The 15,056-nt window shown below is 70.0% G+C and carries 20 protein-coding genes; 7 read left to right on the top strand and 13 right to left on the bottom strand.

The window, feature by feature from the left end:
* Positions 1-23 precede the first annotated feature (23 nt).
* A complete protein-coding gene (fsa, locus tag HHL28_RS13420) occupies positions 24-707 on the bottom strand; it encodes a fructose-6-phosphate aldolase (RefSeq protein WP_075772745.1) in 684 nt (227 codons plus the stop codon).
* A 327-nt stretch (positions 708-1,034) separates the two neighbouring features.
* On the opposite strand from fsa, the gene HHL28_RS13415 reads away from it, so the two are divergent.
* A complete protein-coding gene (locus tag HHL28_RS13415; RefSeq protein ID WP_075772761.1) occupies positions 1,035-2,201 on the top strand; it encodes a Bcr/CflA family multidrug efflux MFS transporter in 1,167 nt (388 codons plus the stop codon).
* Positions 2,202-2,204: 3 nt separating this feature from the next.
* On the opposite strand, the gene HHL28_RS13410 is transcribed toward HHL28_RS13415, so the two are convergent.
* Complete coding sequence (locus HHL28_RS13410) at positions 2,205-2,834, bottom strand: LysE/ArgO family amino acid transporter (RefSeq protein ID WP_083699460.1); 630 nt, start codon at positions 2,832-2,834, stop codon at positions 2,205-2,207.
* Between the two features lie 104 nt (positions 2,835-2,938).
* Here HHL28_RS13410 and HHL28_RS13405 point away from each other — a divergent pair, with 104 nt between their 5' ends.
* Genes HHL28_RS13405 through HHL28_RS18760 form a run of 4 tightly spaced genes read left to right on the top strand, consistent with a single transcriptional unit; the run spans position 2,939 to position 4,539 of the window.
* Entirely contained in the window at positions 2,939-3,418 is a 480-nt protein-coding gene (locus tag HHL28_RS13405) for an Lrp/AsnC family transcriptional regulator (protein ID WP_075772746.1), read from the top strand.
* 25 nt (positions 3,419-3,443) lie between these two features.
* On the top strand, positions 3,444-3,650 hold the full coding sequence (locus tag HHL28_RS13400) for a hypothetical protein (protein WP_169655276.1): 207 nt from the start codon (positions 3,444-3,446) through the stop codon (positions 3,648-3,650).
* Positions 3,647-4,369 (top strand): DMT family transporter, encoded by a 723-nt coding sequence (locus HHL28_RS13395; RefSeq protein ID WP_404325750.1) that lies wholly within the window; start codon positions 3,647-3,649, stop codon positions 4,367-4,369. The genes HHL28_RS13400 and HHL28_RS13395 overlap by 4 nt, the downstream gene beginning before the upstream one ends.
* A complete protein-coding gene (locus tag HHL28_RS18760; protein WP_404325748.1) occupies positions 4,366-4,539 on the top strand; it encodes a hypothetical protein in 174 nt (57 codons plus the stop codon). Before HHL28_RS13395 ends, HHL28_RS18760 begins: the two co-directional genes overlap by 4 nt.
* A 2-nt stretch (positions 4,540-4,541) precedes the next feature.
* On the opposite strand, the gene HHL28_RS13390 is transcribed toward HHL28_RS18760, so the two are convergent.
* Positions 4,542-5,303, bottom strand: a complete 762-nt coding sequence (locus tag HHL28_RS13390; protein WP_075772748.1) for a class I SAM-dependent methyltransferase — start codon at positions 5,301-5,303, stop codon at positions 4,542-4,544.
* 166 nt (positions 5,304-5,469) lie between these two features.
* Here HHL28_RS13390 and HHL28_RS13385 point away from each other — a divergent pair, with 166 nt between their 5' ends.
* Complete coding sequence (locus HHL28_RS13385) at positions 5,470-6,444, top strand: radical SAM protein (protein ID WP_404325746.1); 975 nt, start codon at positions 5,470-5,472, stop codon at positions 6,442-6,444.
* Positions 6,445-6,573: 129 nt separating this feature from the next.
* Here the strand turns inward: HHL28_RS13385 and HHL28_RS13380 are convergent, their stop codons facing one another.
* The 5 genes from HHL28_RS13380 to pheS form a co-directional block, all read right to left on the bottom strand.
* Entirely contained in the window at positions 6,574-8,310 is a 1,737-nt protein-coding gene (locus HHL28_RS13380) for a methyl-accepting chemotaxis protein (protein ID WP_404325744.1), read from the bottom strand.
* Between the two features lie 220 nt (positions 8,311-8,530).
* Positions 8,531-10,921 carry a phenylalanine--tRNA ligase subunit beta gene (gene pheT, locus HHL28_RS13375; RefSeq protein ID WP_075772750.1) on the bottom strand — a complete coding sequence of 797 codons (2,391 nt, stop codon included), beginning with the start codon at positions 10,919-10,921 and terminating at the stop codon, positions 8,531-8,533.
* A 31-nt stretch (positions 10,922-10,952) separates the two neighbouring features.
* A complete protein-coding gene (locus tag HHL28_RS13370) occupies positions 10,953-11,246 on the bottom strand; it encodes a DUF2442 domain-containing protein (protein ID WP_075772751.1) in 294 nt (97 codons plus the stop codon).
* An 8-nt stretch (positions 11,247-11,254) separates the two neighbouring features.
* The gene (locus HHL28_RS13365) at positions 11,255-11,503 is read right to left on the bottom strand and encodes a DUF4160 domain-containing protein (RefSeq protein ID WP_075772752.1); all 249 of its coding nucleotides are present in this window, start codon (positions 11,501-11,503) and stop codon (positions 11,255-11,257) included.
* Between the two features lie 5 nt (positions 11,504-11,508).
* On the bottom strand, positions 11,509-12,585 hold the full coding sequence (gene pheS, locus HHL28_RS13360) for a phenylalanine--tRNA ligase subunit alpha (protein WP_075772753.1): 1,077 nt from the start codon (positions 12,583-12,585) through the stop codon (positions 11,509-11,511).
* A 171-nt stretch (positions 12,586-12,756) separates the two neighbouring features.
* Between pheS and HHL28_RS13355 the strand changes: the two genes are divergently transcribed.
* A complete protein-coding gene (locus HHL28_RS13355) occupies positions 12,757-13,359 on the top strand; it encodes a Uma2 family endonuclease (protein ID WP_169655272.1) in 603 nt (200 codons plus the stop codon).
* A gap of 74 nt (positions 13,360-13,433) precedes the next feature.
* Here the strand turns inward: HHL28_RS13355 and rplT are convergent, their stop codons facing one another.
* The 5 genes from rplT to HHL28_RS13340 form a co-directional block, all read right to left on the bottom strand.
* The gene (gene rplT, locus HHL28_RS13350; RefSeq protein ID WP_075772755.1) at positions 13,434-13,796 is read right to left on the bottom strand and encodes a 50S ribosomal protein L20; all 363 of its coding nucleotides are present in this window, start codon (positions 13,794-13,796) and stop codon (positions 13,434-13,436) included.
* An 11-nt stretch (positions 13,797-13,807) separates the two neighbouring features.
* Positions 13,808-14,008, bottom strand: coding sequence for a 50S ribosomal protein L35 (gene rpmI, locus HHL28_RS13345; protein ID WP_075772756.1), 201 nt, complete (start codon positions 14,006-14,008; stop codon positions 13,808-13,810).
* Between the two features lie 160 nt (positions 14,009-14,168).
* A complete protein-coding gene (locus HHL28_RS18755; protein ID WP_404325741.1) occupies positions 14,169-14,339 on the bottom strand; it encodes a ribonuclease toxin HepT-like protein in 171 nt (56 codons plus the stop codon).
* Positions 14,317-14,640 carry a ribonuclease toxin HepT-like protein gene (locus HHL28_RS18750; RefSeq protein WP_404325739.1) on the bottom strand — a complete coding sequence of 108 codons (324 nt, stop codon included), beginning with the start codon at positions 14,638-14,640 and terminating at the stop codon, positions 14,317-14,319. The genes HHL28_RS18755 and HHL28_RS18750 overlap by 23 nt, the downstream gene beginning before the upstream one ends.
* Positions 14,612-14,968, bottom strand: coding sequence for a nucleotidyltransferase family protein (locus HHL28_RS13340; protein WP_075772757.1), 357 nt, complete (start codon positions 14,966-14,968; stop codon positions 14,612-14,614). Before HHL28_RS13340 ends, HHL28_RS18750 begins: the two co-directional genes overlap by 29 nt.
* Positions 14,969-15,056: the final 88 nt, after the last annotated feature.

Raw genomic sequence — 15,056 nt, 5'->3', positions numbered from 1 at the left:
TGTGGCCTTCCTGCTGTGGACGCTCAGGCGGATTTGGTGGGGATCTTCTGGTCCAGGATGTTCTGGCCGGTCTTGGCCCAGTCGGCGACGAACTGCGACAGGCCCTTGTCGGTCAGCGGGTGGTTGAACAGCTGCCGGATGACGGACGGCGGCATGGTCGCCACGTGGGCGCCCATCTTGGCCGACTCCACCACATGGGTGGGGTTCCGGACAGAGGCCACCAGCACCTCGGTGGTGAAGTGCGGGTAGGCGGCATAGATGGTGCAGATCTCCTCGATCAGGGCCAGGCCGTTCTGGCCGATGTCGTCCAGCCGGCCGACGAAGGGGGAGACGAAGGCGGCGCCGGCCTTGGCGGCCAGGATGGCCTGGGCGGCGCTGAAGCACAGGGTCACGTTCACCATTGTGCCCTCGTTCGCCAGGATGCGGCAGGTCTTCAGGCCGGCCGGCGTCAGCGGCACCTTCACCGCCACGTTCGGCGCGATGGTGGCCAGGTACCGGCCCTCCTTCAGCATGGGCTCGAACTCGGTGGAGGCGACCTCCGCGCTCACCGGGCCGGAGACCACGTCGCAGATCTCCGCCACCAGCTCCACGAAGTTGCGGCCCGCCTTGGCCACCAGGGAGGGGTTGGTGGTGACGCCGTCCAGCAGGCCGGTGGCGGCCAGGTCGCGGATCTCGGCGATATCGGCGGTGTCGACGAAGAACTTCATGGCTCGGGTCCTCGGGGCGAAGGGGGATTGGCCGGTGCTTTACTCCCGTCCCCCGCCCCTGTCGAGCGCTGACCTTAGCCGAGCGGGGATGCGGGCGGAAGACGGGTGCCGCAGAAGCCACGCCCCCTGTGGCGCGCGGACGACAGGGGGGTGCCCCGGAAGGGGGTTCCCGGCCTGCCCCGGCATGGCAGCCCCTCCCTGCGGACAGGTTACCCGCGGGGTCGCCGATGGCTAAATGCTGCTGCCACCGAAGCAACAGGATTTCCCATGCCGGGACCGGACTTGTCTCAGGGCCAGACGGCCGATTCTTCCTTGGTGAAGGCCGGGATGGTTCCCTGGCTGATCCCCGTGCTGGGACTGCTGACCATGTTCGGCCCCATGGCCATCGACATGTACCTTCCGGGCCTGCCCGCCATCGGCCGGGACTTCGGCGCCGACCAGGCGACGGTGCAGCTCACCCTGTCCTGGTTCCTGGTGGCCTTCGGCTTCGGCCAGCTCGCCTGGGGTCCCCTGGGCGACCGTTATGGCCGCAAGGCCCCGGCGGCGGCGGGCATCCTGCTGTTCGTGGGCGGAAGCGTGGGCTGCGCCCTGGCGGGCAGCGTGGTCGGGCTGGCCGGCTGGCGCTTCGTGCAGGGGCTGGGGGCGGGGGCGGCCCCGGTGCTGGCCCGCGCCATGGTGCGTGACAGCTTTGACAAGGACCGGGCCGCCAGCACCATGAGCCTGATGATGCTGGTCATGGGCATCGCCCCCATGCTGGCCCCCCTGGCCGGCGGGCAGGTGCTGGCCCACAGCGGCTGGCGGACGATCTTCTGGGTGCTGGCCGGCTTCGGCCTGGTGGCGCTGGCCGGGCTGGCGACCCTGCGGGAGACGCTGCACCCCTCCCGGCGGGTGATGGGCGGCGGCGTGCAGGCTTTGCGCAGCTACCTGGCGCTGGCGCGGGACCGGCGGTTCCTGGGCTATGTGCTGTCCAGCGGCTTCGTCTTCGCCGGCATGTTCGCATACATCGCCGGCACGCCCTATGTGTATATCGAGTATTTCGGCGTGCCGCCGCAGCAATATGGCTTCCTGTTCGGGCTGAACGTGGTCGGCATGATGCTGGTGAACACGGTGAACAGCCGGCTTGTCCTGCGCCTGGGCACCGACCCGTTGATGCGCGCCGGGACGGCGGTGGCGGCCAGCATGGGCTGCGTGCTGCTGGCGGCGGGCGCCAGCGGCGTCGGCGGCCTGTGGGGCATCGTGGTGCCCCTGGTCGGCTACCTGGGCATGACCGGGCTGGTGGGGGCCAACGGCATGGCCGGCGCCCTGGCCAGGGTGCCGGAGCGGGCAGGGGCGGCCTCTGCCCTGGCGGGCACGCTGCAACTGGGGCTGGGGGCGGGCACCGGCTGGCTGGTGGGCCACTTCGCCGACGGCACGCCCGTGCCCATGTGCGCCATCATCGCCGCCTGCGGCCTGCTGGCCCTGTGCATCAACCTGACCCTGGTGCGGCGGGCCTGACCCTTACCCCGCCATCGGCCTCAGCCACAGCCCCGCCAGGGCCCACAGGCCCAGCGCCCCCAGCAGCACGCCGGTGCTCATGTTGATCCAGTGCACGGTCTTGGCCGTGACCCGGTGGCGCAGCAGGCTGATGCCGCCGCACAGGATGGACCACCAGGCCAGCGACCCCAGCAGGATGCCCGCCACCAGGGTGGTGGCGTGCAGGGTGCTGTCCGTGGTGCCGAAGCCCACCACCACGGCGACGATGCCCAGGATGGTCACCGGGTTGGTGAAGGTCAGGGCGAAGCCGCTGGCCGTGGCGGCCACCAGGTTTCCGGGCTCCGGCACGGCGGCCAGGGGCTTGGGGTCGCGCAGGAAGCTGTGGATGGCCACGCCGATCAGGAACACGCCCCCCACCAGCCGCAGGGCGCCGATGTGGCCGGTGATCAGGTCCAGGATGGCGGTCACACCAAAGGCGGCGATGGCGCTGAAGAAGGCGTCGGCCATGGCCGCCCCGATGCCCGTGGCGAAGCCGGCGGCCAGGCCCCGCTCCAGCGTCCGGCGGATGCACAGCAGGCCGATGGGCCCCACCGGCGCGGCGATGACCACGCCCAGGATGATGCCCCGCCACAGCAGTCCCAGCTCTTCCAGCAAGCCCCACCCCACCTTCCCGCACCGGTGCCGCGGCGCGAACCACCCCAACCGCACAGCCCTGACGGAATGGCGGAAATCCTTCGGCGCGGTTAGGATGCGCCGCCATGACCGCACGCCCCACCCCACCGACCGACCTGCTGGACGAGATCGGCCGCAGGCTTCTGGCCGAGCTGCAGCGCGACGCCCGCCGCCCCTTCACCGACCTGGCCAGGCTGGTGGGGCTGACGCCGCCCGCCGTGGCCGAGCGCGTGCGCCGCATGGAGGTCGCGGGCCTGATACAGGGCTACCACGCCCAGGTCAACCGGGCGGCGCTGGGCTGGGGCCTGACCGCCTTCGTCGGCATCCGCGCCTTCCCCGGCCAGGACGCCGCCATCGAGTCCTTCGCCGCGGAGGTGCCTGAGGTGCTGGAGTGCCATGAGGTGACGGGGGAGGACAGCTACCTGCTGAAGCTGGCCGCCGGCGACGTCCGCCACCTGGACCGGATCATCACCGCCCTGGCCCCCTTGGGCTCCACCCGCTCAGTCCTGGTGCTGAGCACGAAGGTGGCGGGGAAGGTTGTAGAGGGAAACCCGGTCCTGTCGTAAGATGCGGCCTCGAAACTTGGGGGCCATGATGGACCGCGAGAGACTGCCAGAAGAAGGCGAGACGGAAGCAGGACGGTATCTCGCCGCTCGGGCCATGATCCAGATCCAGGCCGAGGCCGAAGCATATCTTGCGGCTCGTGCCGCCCGGGTGCCTCGCGGCCGCGCCCTGGAAATCCTGGCCCGGGCCGGTACCCAGGAACCCATTCCCGAAGATCGGTTCGACGGGAATTGACCGCCGCCACCCTTGACCACCCCGCCGTCCGCCGGGCCACGCTGGTGGGGGCGTCGGCCATCCTGATGTGGGCGACGCTGGCGCTGCTGGCGGACCTGGCCGGGCCGGTGCCGCCCTTCCTGCTGGTGGCCCTGTCCTTCGGGGTGGGGGGTGTCACGGGGCTGGCCGTGCTGCTGGCCCGCGGCGGCGCGCCCTTCGCCGCGATGCGCCAGCCGCCCAAGGTCTGGCTGCTGGGGGTGGGTGGGCTGTTCGGCTACCATTTCCTCTATTTCCTGGCGCTCCAGACCGCCCCGGCGGTGGAAGCCAACCTGGTGAACTACCTGTGGCCGCTGCTGATCGTCGTCTTCGCCGGCTTCCTGCCGGGGGAGCGGCTGGGCAAGGCGCAGTTGCTGGGTGCGGCCGCCGGGCTGGCGGGCACGGCGCTGCTGGTCACGGGCGGGCAGGGGCTCCAGGTCCGGGCCGAGTACCTGACCGGCTACCTTGCGGCGTTGGCCTGCGCCATCACCTGGGCCGGCTATTCCGTCCTGTCCCGCCGGGTGGGTCATGTGCCGACGGAGGCGGTGGCTTTCTTCATCCTGGCCACCGCGGCCCTGGCCTTCCTCTGCCACCTGGCGCTGGAGCCGTGGGGGAGCTGGCCGCGGGGCACGGCCTGGCTGGCGATCGTCGCCATGGGGCTGGGGCCCGTGGGGCCGCCTTTTTCGTCTGGGACCATGGGGTGAAGCGGGGCGACATCCAGACCCTGGGCGCCATCAGCTATGCCACGCCCCTGATGTCCACCGCCCTGCTGCTGCTGGCCGGCCGCGGGGCGTTGAGCTGGACCCTGGCCGCCGCCGCGGCCTTGATCGTCGGCGGGGCGGTGATCGCGGGGCGGGGGTTGGGCAAGCGATAAGCCTAACCCTCTTTCCCCTCGCCCCGCTCCGCCGCCAGGCGGCCGAAGGCGGGTTGGGCGGAGGGGGACAGCAGGCCGGAGCGCTTGCGCGCCTTGGCCTTCCCGGCGTTGGCGTAGATCTGCTTCGACGCCTCGATCATGTTCACGCCGGCGATGGCCTTGAACCAGCGCTCCCCCACCTCCTCGATCGGCCCCGCGCTGGCCAGGAAGAAGCGGGAGCTGGTGGGCGGGATGAACAGGGCGCAGGCCTCCCGCTCCGGCACGAACAGGTTGGCCCGCAGCGTGCGCTTGAGCTGGGACGGGGAGAAGGGGCTGCCATGGCCGAAGGGGGTCCGGTCCGACCGGGCCCAGATGCCGCGCCGGTTGGGCGCCACCACGATCAGCCGCCCGCCGCCGGCCAGCACGCGCCAGACCTCCCGCATCATCGGGCGCAGCTCCTCCGTGCATTCCAGCCCGTGGACCAGCAGCACCCGGTCGATGGACATGTCGGGGAAGGGCAGTTCCGATTCCTCCCCCAGCGCCACCAGCCCCGGCCCTTCCGGCGGCCAGAAGGTGACGCCCTGGCTGGCCGGCATGACCGCCACCACCCGCTCCGCCTCCTCCCGAAAGGGGCGCAGATAGGGCGTCGCGTACCCAAGCCCCAGCACCCGCATGCCCGTGACATCAGGCCAGAGCTGCCGGATGCGCCGCCGGATCAGGCGGCGCACCACCTGTCCCAGGCTGCCCTGGTAGAACTCCCTGAGGTCGAGGACATCGCTGTACATGGCACCCAAGCTAGCATGTTTCCGGCGTGGGCCAAGCCGTGGCTGAGGGGTGGTTCCAGGACCCGGGGTGAAGGCACCCCCTTCACGACCCGGTGAGGGCGCACGGGAGGGGGATGCTTTACGCTCCGGGCCGTTTATGTTGCTGTTGAGGTTCCCCGATGGACGTATGCCCGCGCTGATGACCCTGGCCGCCCCCGCCCCCCTCGCGCTGAAGCCCCTGGACCCCGCCAAGTTCCGCGACGCGGACCGCACCGCCAAGGGGGAACCCCGCGCCAGGGTGGCCCTGAAACGGCTGGAGACGCTGTGGGTCAACACGGGCACCCTGTGCAACATTACCTGCCTGAACTGCTATATCGAATCGAGCCCGAAGAACGACCGTCTCGCCTATATCAGCCGGGCGGAGGTGAAGGCCTACCTGGATGAGATCGCGGCCCAGGGCCTGGGCACGCGGGAGATCGGCCTGACAGGCGGCGAGCCCTTCATGAACCCGGATGTCCTGGGGATCCTCGAGGACTGCCTGTCCGGCGGCTTCCGCACCCTGGTGCTGACCAACGCCATGCGCCCCATGCAGCGCCATGCCAAGGCGTTGCTGGCGTTGAGGGAGCGGTATGGCGACCAGCTCGCGCTGCGCGTCTCCATCGATCATTACGGCCCCGCCGTGCATGAGGCGGAGCGTGGCCCCCGCACCTGGGAACCGCTGATGAAGGGGCTGCGCTGGCTGGGCCAGCACGGCTTCAACCTGGCCGTGGCCGGCCGCAAGCTGTCGGGGGAGGCGGAAGGCGCCATGCGCGCCGGCTATGCCCGCCTGTTCGCCGAGCTGGGCATCCCCCTGGACACCCAGGACCCCAGCCGCCTCGTCCTGTTCCCGGAGATGGATGAGCGGGTGGACGTGCCGGAGGTCAGCACCGGCTGCTGGGCCATCCTGGACAAGCACCCGGACCAGATGATGTGCGCCAGCAGCCGCATGGTGGTGAAGCGCAAGGGGGCGGACGGGCCCGCCGTCGTCGCCTGCACCCTGCTGCCCTATGACCCGCGGTTCGAGCTGGGCGGCACCCTGGCCGACAGCCGGAAGGTCGTGCCCCTGAACCACCCCCACTGCGCCAAGTTCTGCGTGCTGGGCGGGGCGAGCTGTTCGGCGTGACCCCTGTTCCTTCTCCCTGGGAGAAGGCGGCGTGTAAGCGCCGGATGAGGGGGACGGGTTCTTCGAAACCTCCCCCTCTCCCCACCGGGGAGAGGGTTGGGGTGAGGGGGGCCGGGAGCAGAGCCAGGGTCAGTCCTTACGCCCACCTCCCTCACCCGCCTCGCTGCGCGAGGCACCCTCTCCCCAGGGAGAGGGAACCCTGGCATCACCCGCCCGCACCCGCGCCACGAAGCCCTCGACCTGGTTCCGCAGCACGCCCGATTCCTCCACCAGTTCGTTGGCGGCGGCCAGCACGTCGCCGGCCATGGTGCCGGTTTCGGCCGCGGCGCGGGTGACGTCGCCGATGGTGCCGCTGACGTCGTTGGTGCCCGCGGCGGCCTGGGCCACGCTCTGGGCGATCTCGCTGGTGGCGGCGCCCTGCTGTTCGACCGCGGCGGCGATGGTGGTCACGATCTCGTTGATCCGGCCGATGGTGCCGCCCACGCCGCGGATGGCCTCGGCGGCGCTGCCGGCGGCGGCTTGCATCTCCCCGATCTGGCCGCCGATCTCCTCCGTGGCCTTGGCGGTCTGGGTGGCCAGGGCCTTGACCTCTTGCGCCACCACGGCGAAGCCGCGCCCCGCCTCGCCGGCCCGGGCCGCCTCGATGGTGGCGTTCAGGGCCAGCAGGTTGGTCTGGCTGGCGATGTCGTTGATCAGGCGGACGATTTCCCCGATCCGGCTGGCGGCCTCCACAAGGCCCGTGACGGTCTGGTTGGATCGGGCGGCCTCGTTCACCGCCTCCGTGGCGATGCGGCTGCTCTCCGCTACCCGGCGGGCGATCTCATGGATGCTGGCTGACAGCTCCTCCGCCGCCGCGGCCACGGTGTTGACGTTCTGGGCCGCCTGCTCGGCAGAGCTGGCCACGGCGGCGGACTGGCGGTTGGTGTGCTCCGCCACCCCGGTCAGCCCCTGGGCCGTGCCACGCATCCGTTCCGCCGCCTGGGCCACGGACCGCACCACCTCGTCCATGCTGGCCTCGAACTCGTCCGCCAGCCGGCGCAGGGCGGCGCGCTTGTCGGCCTCCGCCTGGGCCTTCATGGCCTCCTGCTCCGACCGCATGCGGTCGGCGTCGCGCATGTTCTGCTGGAACACCGCCAGGGCACGGGCGTTGGCGCCGATCTCATCCTTGCGCTCGCCGCCGGTGACGGCCACGTCCAGATTGCCGTCGGCCAGGGCGGTCATGGAGCGCACCAGCCGCTTCAGCGGCCGGGACACGCCCACATGGGTCAGCCACAGGGCCAGCGCCAGGAACAGGGCCGTGCCGGTCAGCCCCACCGTCAGGGTCACCCGCAGGGCGTCGTCATAGAGCGAGGCGGCGGCCGCGTTCTCCTCCGCCGTCCGCTTCTCCAGCTCCCGGGTCAGGCCGGCCAGCTTGTCCAGCCCGTCGGTCATCTTCGGGTCGGCCACATCCACCAGCTCGCGGCCGGCCTCCTGGCCCTTTCCGGCCATGGCCAGCTGGCGGGCCTTCTCGATGATGGCCAGAAGCTCGGTAAAGTCGCCGCGCGCGCTGTCCAGGTCGTTCTTGAACTCAGGGACCAGCTGCTCCACCGTCGCCAGCTGCTTGGTCAGCCCCTCTGCCGTGACGCCGATCTCATCCTTCAGCCCCTCCAGGATGAAACTGTCCGATTCGGCGAGCATCAGGTAGGCGGTGCGGCCGATGGTGGACACGGCCTCGTTGGCGCGCAGGATGGCCTGGGTGGCGGTGACCTCCTCGGCGATCAGTCCCTGATACTCGTCGCCGACGGTCCGCATCTGCGACAGCGCATACAGGGAGGTGCCGACTGTCAGGCCCCCCATCAGCACGAGGGGGATCAGAAGCTTCTGCACGATCGGCAGATTCTTGAACGCCTGCATGTCGCCTCCCCGGTGGACCTTCCACTGGCCCGCACGGTAGCCAGCTATCCTTTATGGTTTCCTACAATGTGGTGGAACTCCCTGCACCGTCGCAAGGGGCGAAGCAAATCGGCGCCACCGAATTATCCGGTGGCGCCGATTCTTGTGCCCGACGGGACACACGCAATAATGGATAGGCCGTAACGTGCATCGGTCAGGTGCGCAAGGAAGCCCCCGTGGCCTTGGCCACCGCCGCCACAACCTTGCCGGCCACGGCCTCGATCTCCGCGTCGGTCAGGGTCTTGTCCACGGGCTGCAGGGTGACCGACAGGGCGACGGACTTCTTGCCCGGCTCCACGCCAGAGCCCTGGTAGACGTCGAAGACGAAGACGTCGGAGATCAAGGCCTTGTCCGCCCCCTTGGCGGCCTTCACCAGCTTGTCCGCCTCGATCCCGGCATCCACCAGGAAGGCGAAATCCCTGTCCACGGGCTGGAAGGGCGACAGGACCAGCAGCGGCTTGGCGGTGCCACCCTTCTTCTTCGGGGCGGGCACGGCCTCCAGGAACACCTCGAACGCCACCACGGGGCCGGCCACGTCCAGCGCCTCCAGGATGCTGGGGTGCACCTCACCGAATCGGGCAAGCACGGTGGGGCCCAGGCGCAGCACGCCCGACCGGCCCGGGTGGTACCAGTCCGGCGCGTCGCGGGTCACCTGCAGGTTGGCCGTCGGCGCGCCTGCCGCCTCCAGCACCGCCACGGCGTCCGCCTTGGCGTCGAACACGTCCACGGCCCGCGTCGGGCCTGCCCAGTTGCGCGACACCGCCGCCCCGGCGCGCACGCCCGCGGCCACCGTGTCCTGGCCCTTGTCCGTGGGGTCGCGGAAGGCGGGGCCCACCTCGAACAATCCCACATCGGGGAAACCGCGCGCGGCGTTGCGGCCCGCGGCACCGATCAGGGTCGCCAGGATGCTGGGCCGCATCACCGCCAAGTCGGTGCTGATGGGGTTCAGCAGCTTCAGGTCCGGGTTCACCTGCCCGAACAGGCCGGCCACCTCATGGGGCACGAAGGACCAGGTCACCGCTTCCAGCAGGCCGCGGGCGGCCAGGGCGCGCTTGGCCAGGGACACCCGGCGCTGGGTGCCGGACAGGGCGGGCTTCGGCGTGGTCACGTCACGGGGCAGGGGGGTGGCGGGGATCTGGTCGAAGCCGTGGACCCGCAGCACCTCCTCCACCAGGTCCGCCTCACCATGGATGTCGGCGCGCCAGGACGGGGGCACGCAGGCAAGTCGCCCGTCGTCCTGCCGGACCTCCACGCCCAGCGCCTCCAGGATGCGCACCTGCTCCGCCTCCGGCACGTCCACGCCGCCAAGGTGGGCAACGCGGGACGGGCGCAGGGGCAGGGTGCGGCGCCACTCGGGCTCGGCGCCGGCGATGAAGGTCTCCCCCGCCTCGCCGCCGCAGAGGTCCAGGATCAGGCGGGTGGCCTGCTCCACCGCCGCCACCACCCCAGCCGGGTCCACCCCGCGCTCGAAGCGGTAGCGGGCGTCGCTGTCGATGGCGAGCGCGCGGCCCGCCTTGGCGATCATCACGGGGTCGAACAGCGCCACTTCCAGCACCACGTCAGTGGTGGCCTCGGTCACGCCCGTCGTCTCCCCGCCCATGACGCCGGCCAGGGAGACCATCCCGCTGTCGTCATAGATGCCCACCAGCCCAGCGGGGCAGGCATATTCCTTGCCGTTCAGGGCCAGGAAGCTGTCGCCCTCCGCCGTCGGCTTCAGCAGCAGGTCGCCCCGCAGCTTGGCAGCGTCGAACACGTGCAGCGGCCGGGCCTGGTCCAGGCTGAACAGGTTGGTGATGTCCACCAGGGCGCTGATGGGGCGAAGCCCCACCGCCAGCAGCCGGTCCTGCAGCCAGCGCGGGCTGGGGCCGTTCTTGACGCCGCGGATCACCCGGGCGGCGAACTGGTAGCAGCCCGGCGTCTCCAGCCGCACCGTCACCGGGGCGGGGAAGCTGCCAGGGACGGGGCTGGTGTCCTGGGGCTTCAACGTGCCCAGCCCGGCGGCGGCCAGGTCGCGGGCGATGCCGCGCACGCCGGCGCAGTCGGCCCGGTCGGGGGTCAGGGCGATCTCGATCACCGGGTCGTTCAGGCCCCGCCACTCGGCGAAGCTGGCGCCCACGGGCGCGTCCTCCGGCAGCTCGATGATGCCGTTATGCTCATCCGACAGCTTCAGCTCGCGCTCGGAGCAGAGCATGCCCCGGCTCTCCACCCCGCGGATGGCGCCGACCTTCAGCACCGACCCGTCCACCGGGATGACGGCACCCGGCAGGGCGAACACGCCCTTGATCCCGGCCCGGGCGTTGGGCGCGCCGCAGACCACCTGCACCAGCTCCCCCGTGCCGGCATCCACCATGCACAGCTTCAGCTTGTCGGCGTTGGGGTGCTTTTCCGCGCTGACCACATGGGCGATGCGGAACGCCGCCAGCTCCCGCCCGCGGTCCTCCACCCCCTCGACCTCCAGGCCCAGGGCGGTGAGCTTGTCCGTGATGGTGTCCAGCGACGCATCCGTGTCCAGGTGCGCCTTGAGCCAGGAGAGGGAGAACTTCATGGGATGTGTCCGTCAGGCGGGAATGTCGGGATCACTCGGCCGCGGCGGGCTTGGTGAATGGGTTGTCCTGGGGGTGGGCGTCAAACCAGATCGCATCGGCGTCGATGTCGACATCCCCCGGCCACCGCAGCGACCGGCCGCGGGGGCCGATGGCCAGGGCCGAGAATATGGCGGGGTCATGCAATGCCGCAAACACGCCCCCCTGGGCGATGGCGGCGGAAAGGTCATAGGCCGTCTCCGACCCATCCTCCCAGGTCAGCGCGATGGTCCGGGTCGACGGGTCGGGCTTGGCCGTGACGATCCTGTTCTTCAGCAAGCCGGGCATCACGATCCTCACAATCGGTCCGGCGCCACGTGGCCGCGGCACTTCAACCAGTTCAGGGCCAGCGCGGCCTGCCGCGGCCGCGCCCAATCCAGGACCCGCCGCATGATACGGCTGGGCACCTCGCCATCAATCAGGCCCAAATCCGCGATGCGCACCAGGGCCTCCGCCTCCCCGTACTCCACATGGAAGTGGGCAGGTTCGTGGTCCCGATAATACATCAGCACCTTAATCCCGTCGAATTCGGCGATGGTCGGCACCGTAACTACCGCCCCAGCCCCTGGGCCAGGTTGGGCATGTCCAGCGGCACGAAGCCGTAATGCTTCAGCCAGCGCAGGTCCGCCTCGAAGAAGGTGCGCAGGTCGGGGATGCCGTACTTCAGCATGGCCATCCGCTCGATCCCCATGCCGAAGGCGAAGCCTTGCCAGCGGCTGGGATCCAGGCCGCAATTCTCCAGCACCTTGGGGTGCACCATGCCGCTGCCGCCGATCTCCAGCCAGTCGCCGAAGTTGCCCAGCTTCAGCTCCCCGCCCTTGCGGGAACAGCCGATGTCGATCTCGGCGCTCGGCTCGGTGAAGGGGAAGAAGCTGGGGCGGAAGCGCACCGGCAGGTCGTCGATCCCGAAGAAGGCGCGGGCGAACTCCAGCAGGGTGCCCTTCAGGTGGCCCATGTGGATGTCCTCCCCGATGACCAGCGCCTCCACCTGGTGGAACATGGGCGTGTGGGTCTGGTCATAGTCGGAGCGGTAGGTGCGCCCCGGCGCGATGATCCGGATCGGCGGCTTCTCCGCCAGCATGGTGCGGATCTGCACCGGGCTGGTGTGGGTGCGCAGCACCCGGTCCGTCCCGTCCGGCGCGGCGGGCAGGTAGAAGGTGTCGTGCATCTGCCGGGCGGGGTGGTTGGCCGGCATGTTCAGGGCGGTGAAGTTGTTGAACTCCCCCTCGATCTCCGGCCCCTCCGCCACGGTGAAGCCCATGGCGGCGAAGATCGCCACGATCTCGTCGATGGTCTGGGTGATGGGGTGGATGCGGCCCTGGGCCTCGGGCCGCGCGGGCAGGGTCACGTCCACCCGCTCCGCCTCCAGCCGCCTCGCCAGCGCCTCCTTGGCCAGCACGCCGCGCCGCGCCTCGATGGCGGCGGCCACCTCGTCCTTCAGGGCGTTCAGCTGCTGGCCCCGTTCCTTCCGTTCCTCCGGCGACAGGGCGCGCATGTCGCCCATCAGCCCGGTGATGCGTCCCTTCTTGCCCAGGGCCGCCACGCGGGCCTCTTCCAGCGCGGGCAGGTCGGAAGCACCGCTCACCAGGGACAGCAGGTCGGACTTCAGGGCGTCGAGGCTCGTCATCACAGCGGGTCCAGCAAAAGGAAGGCCGTAGGTTCTACCCAGCGCGGCGGGCGAAGGCCAGACGATTCCAAGCCCCGCGCCGGGGCGGAGACTGTGCCATCGCCGGCCCGCCGTTGGAATGCGGGGTGCCCGCGAGTCTGCCAGGACGGGACAGCATGGGATGGGGGTGGCTTGAAACACGCCCGCGGGACGCGCATCCTCAAGCGGATCGAGACGGAGGCACCCATGCCCGGCCACCCCGGTGAAAAGCTCATCACCGTGGAAGAGTTCCTGGAGTACGAGGGAGAGCCGGACGTGCGGTATGAGTTGGTCAATGGCCGGATCGTAGCCATGGCCCCACCAACTGCCGGGCATGGTGCCTTGGCCGTGAACTTGGCCAGCCTGCTGAGGGCCAAGCTCAGTCTGCCCTGCCGTCCCTATGCCCAAGCGGGGCTGCGCCTGCCCAACCGGGATGATGCCTTCTATGAGGCGGACATCGCCGTGTCCTGTCGCCCCCATGCCCGCGACGGCAAGTGGATCACGGGCCCGGCCCTGGTGGTCGAAATCCTGTCCCCCACCACCATGGCCCATGACCGGGGGCGCAAGGGCCAGGACTACCGGCTGATCCCCACCGTGCAGGAAATCCTGTTCGTGGACAGCCAGTCCCGGTGGGTCCAGCTCTGGTCCCGACAGGCGGAAGGCTGGTTCGTGCGGGACTACATCGGCGACGCGCTGGTCCCGCTGGAGACGGTGCCCGGCGGCCTCAGCCTGGATGACATCTACGACGGCGTCTGACCCGCCCCAAAAGCAGAAAGGGCGCGACCCGCAGGCCGCGCCCTTCCCGTACTTCCAACGACCTGTCAGCCGGATCAGGCGGCCTTCAGGGCGGCCTGGGCCTGCTGGCACAGGGCGCCGAAGCTCTCCGGCTCGCGGGCGGCGATGTCGGACAGGACCTTGCGGTCCAGCTCGATGCCGGCGCGCTTCAGCCCGTGCACCAGGGTGCTGTACTTCAGGCCGTGCAGGCGGGCACCGGCGTTGATGCGCTGGATCCACAGCTTGCGGAAGTCGCGCTTCTTGTTGCGCCGGTCGCGATAGGCGTAACGAAGGGCCTTCTCGACCTTCTCCAGCGCCACGCGGTAGCACTTGGAGCCGCGGCCGCGGTAGCCCTTGGCCAGCTTCAGGATCTTCTTGTGACGGGCGTGAGTGGTGACGCCCCGCTTGACGCGTGCCATGGGTCAGCTCCTCACTTTACCCGCAGGAAGTTCTCGGCGATCTTCTCGCCGTCGGCCTTGAACATGACGAAGGTGCCGCGCGCGTTGCGCTTCATCTTCTGGGGCCGCTTGCTCATGCCGTGGCGCTTGCCCTGGGCCTGCGCCTTGACCAGCCCGGAAGCGGTGAACTTGAACCGCTTCTTGGAGCCCGAATGGTTCTTCAACTTGGGCATTTTGGGTCCTTCTTCCTAATTGGGCGGTTGGGCATGCCCCGGGCACACCGGCCCGGCCTCGCCGCCCGATAGAGCGGCGGGTTATAGTGGGATGACCGGATGATTGCAAGCGCGGTTTGGCGGCTAGCGTTTCAGCTTGTGCGGCCCTGGGCAGCGGCCGTCACGCCCCGCGGGACTCCAGGAAAGCGATGATGGCCGCCTTGGCCCGGGGAACCACGGACACCGCGACCGGGACGTTCTCGGACGCTTTCTGGTAATGATAGCTCGTGTAGGCATGCCGGAACGCGTGGCGGAAGGCTCGAAGCCGATCAAGGTCGCGGGCAACCGACATGTCGTAGACGGTGGCCGATAGGGGCGGGGAGGCTCAGGGCCCGGACAAGCTCGGCGTGGTAACGTGCCCCGGACGGCAACCCGCCATCCACCGCAAGCACCAACTGCTCGAGGGCGCGTTCAACGGCACAATAAGCATTGTGCAGCAAGTAGCCGACATAGACTTCCCGCTGCACCCTATGCGCCGAGTCCGACGACGGGTCGTCAAGCCCTTCCGCTTGGGCTGAGGCTTCTGCCACAAGCGCCTCGGCTTGCGCGAAGCTTTCCGCGAGGTCAGGCCAGATCACCGGGAAGCCTGCCATCGCGCTCGATCCTTGCCTTCAGGGACGGGGACAGGAACCTCTCTTCCAGGACGTCGGCCTCAAAGCCGGCCAAGTTCAGGTGGCTCATCACCTCGGCCGCGACGGCGAGGTCCTGCCCAGGTGGGACCCCGTACAAGGCCACGTCAATGTCGGACCGCTCATGCAGGCGTCCGGTGGCAAGCGACCCGAACACCACGAGGTGCCCGCCACGGGCACGGGCCAAGCGCTCCGCGCCCCGTACGGCCTCGATCGCGGTAGCCCGCAGCTCCGCGAGCCGCCGGGCACGCAGCTCCTGGTAGGTCGGGTATTTGCGCTCAGCCATGGCCATGGGCGGACCTCCGCCTGCGCATCCTAGTTTATCCAAGGGATCGGGCCAAGGGCCGTCCCTTCACCCATTCCCGCCGCCACGCTACCCT

The organism is Aerophototrophica crusticola, from assembly GCF_012913305.1.
In the GTDB taxonomy this organism is placed as follows: domain Bacteria; phylum Pseudomonadota; class Alphaproteobacteria; order Azospirillales; family Azospirillaceae; genus Niveispirillum; species Niveispirillum crusticola.
The sequence above is the reverse complement of the archived record's forward strand: the minus strand, read 5'-3'. Positions and strand labels throughout refer to the sequence as shown.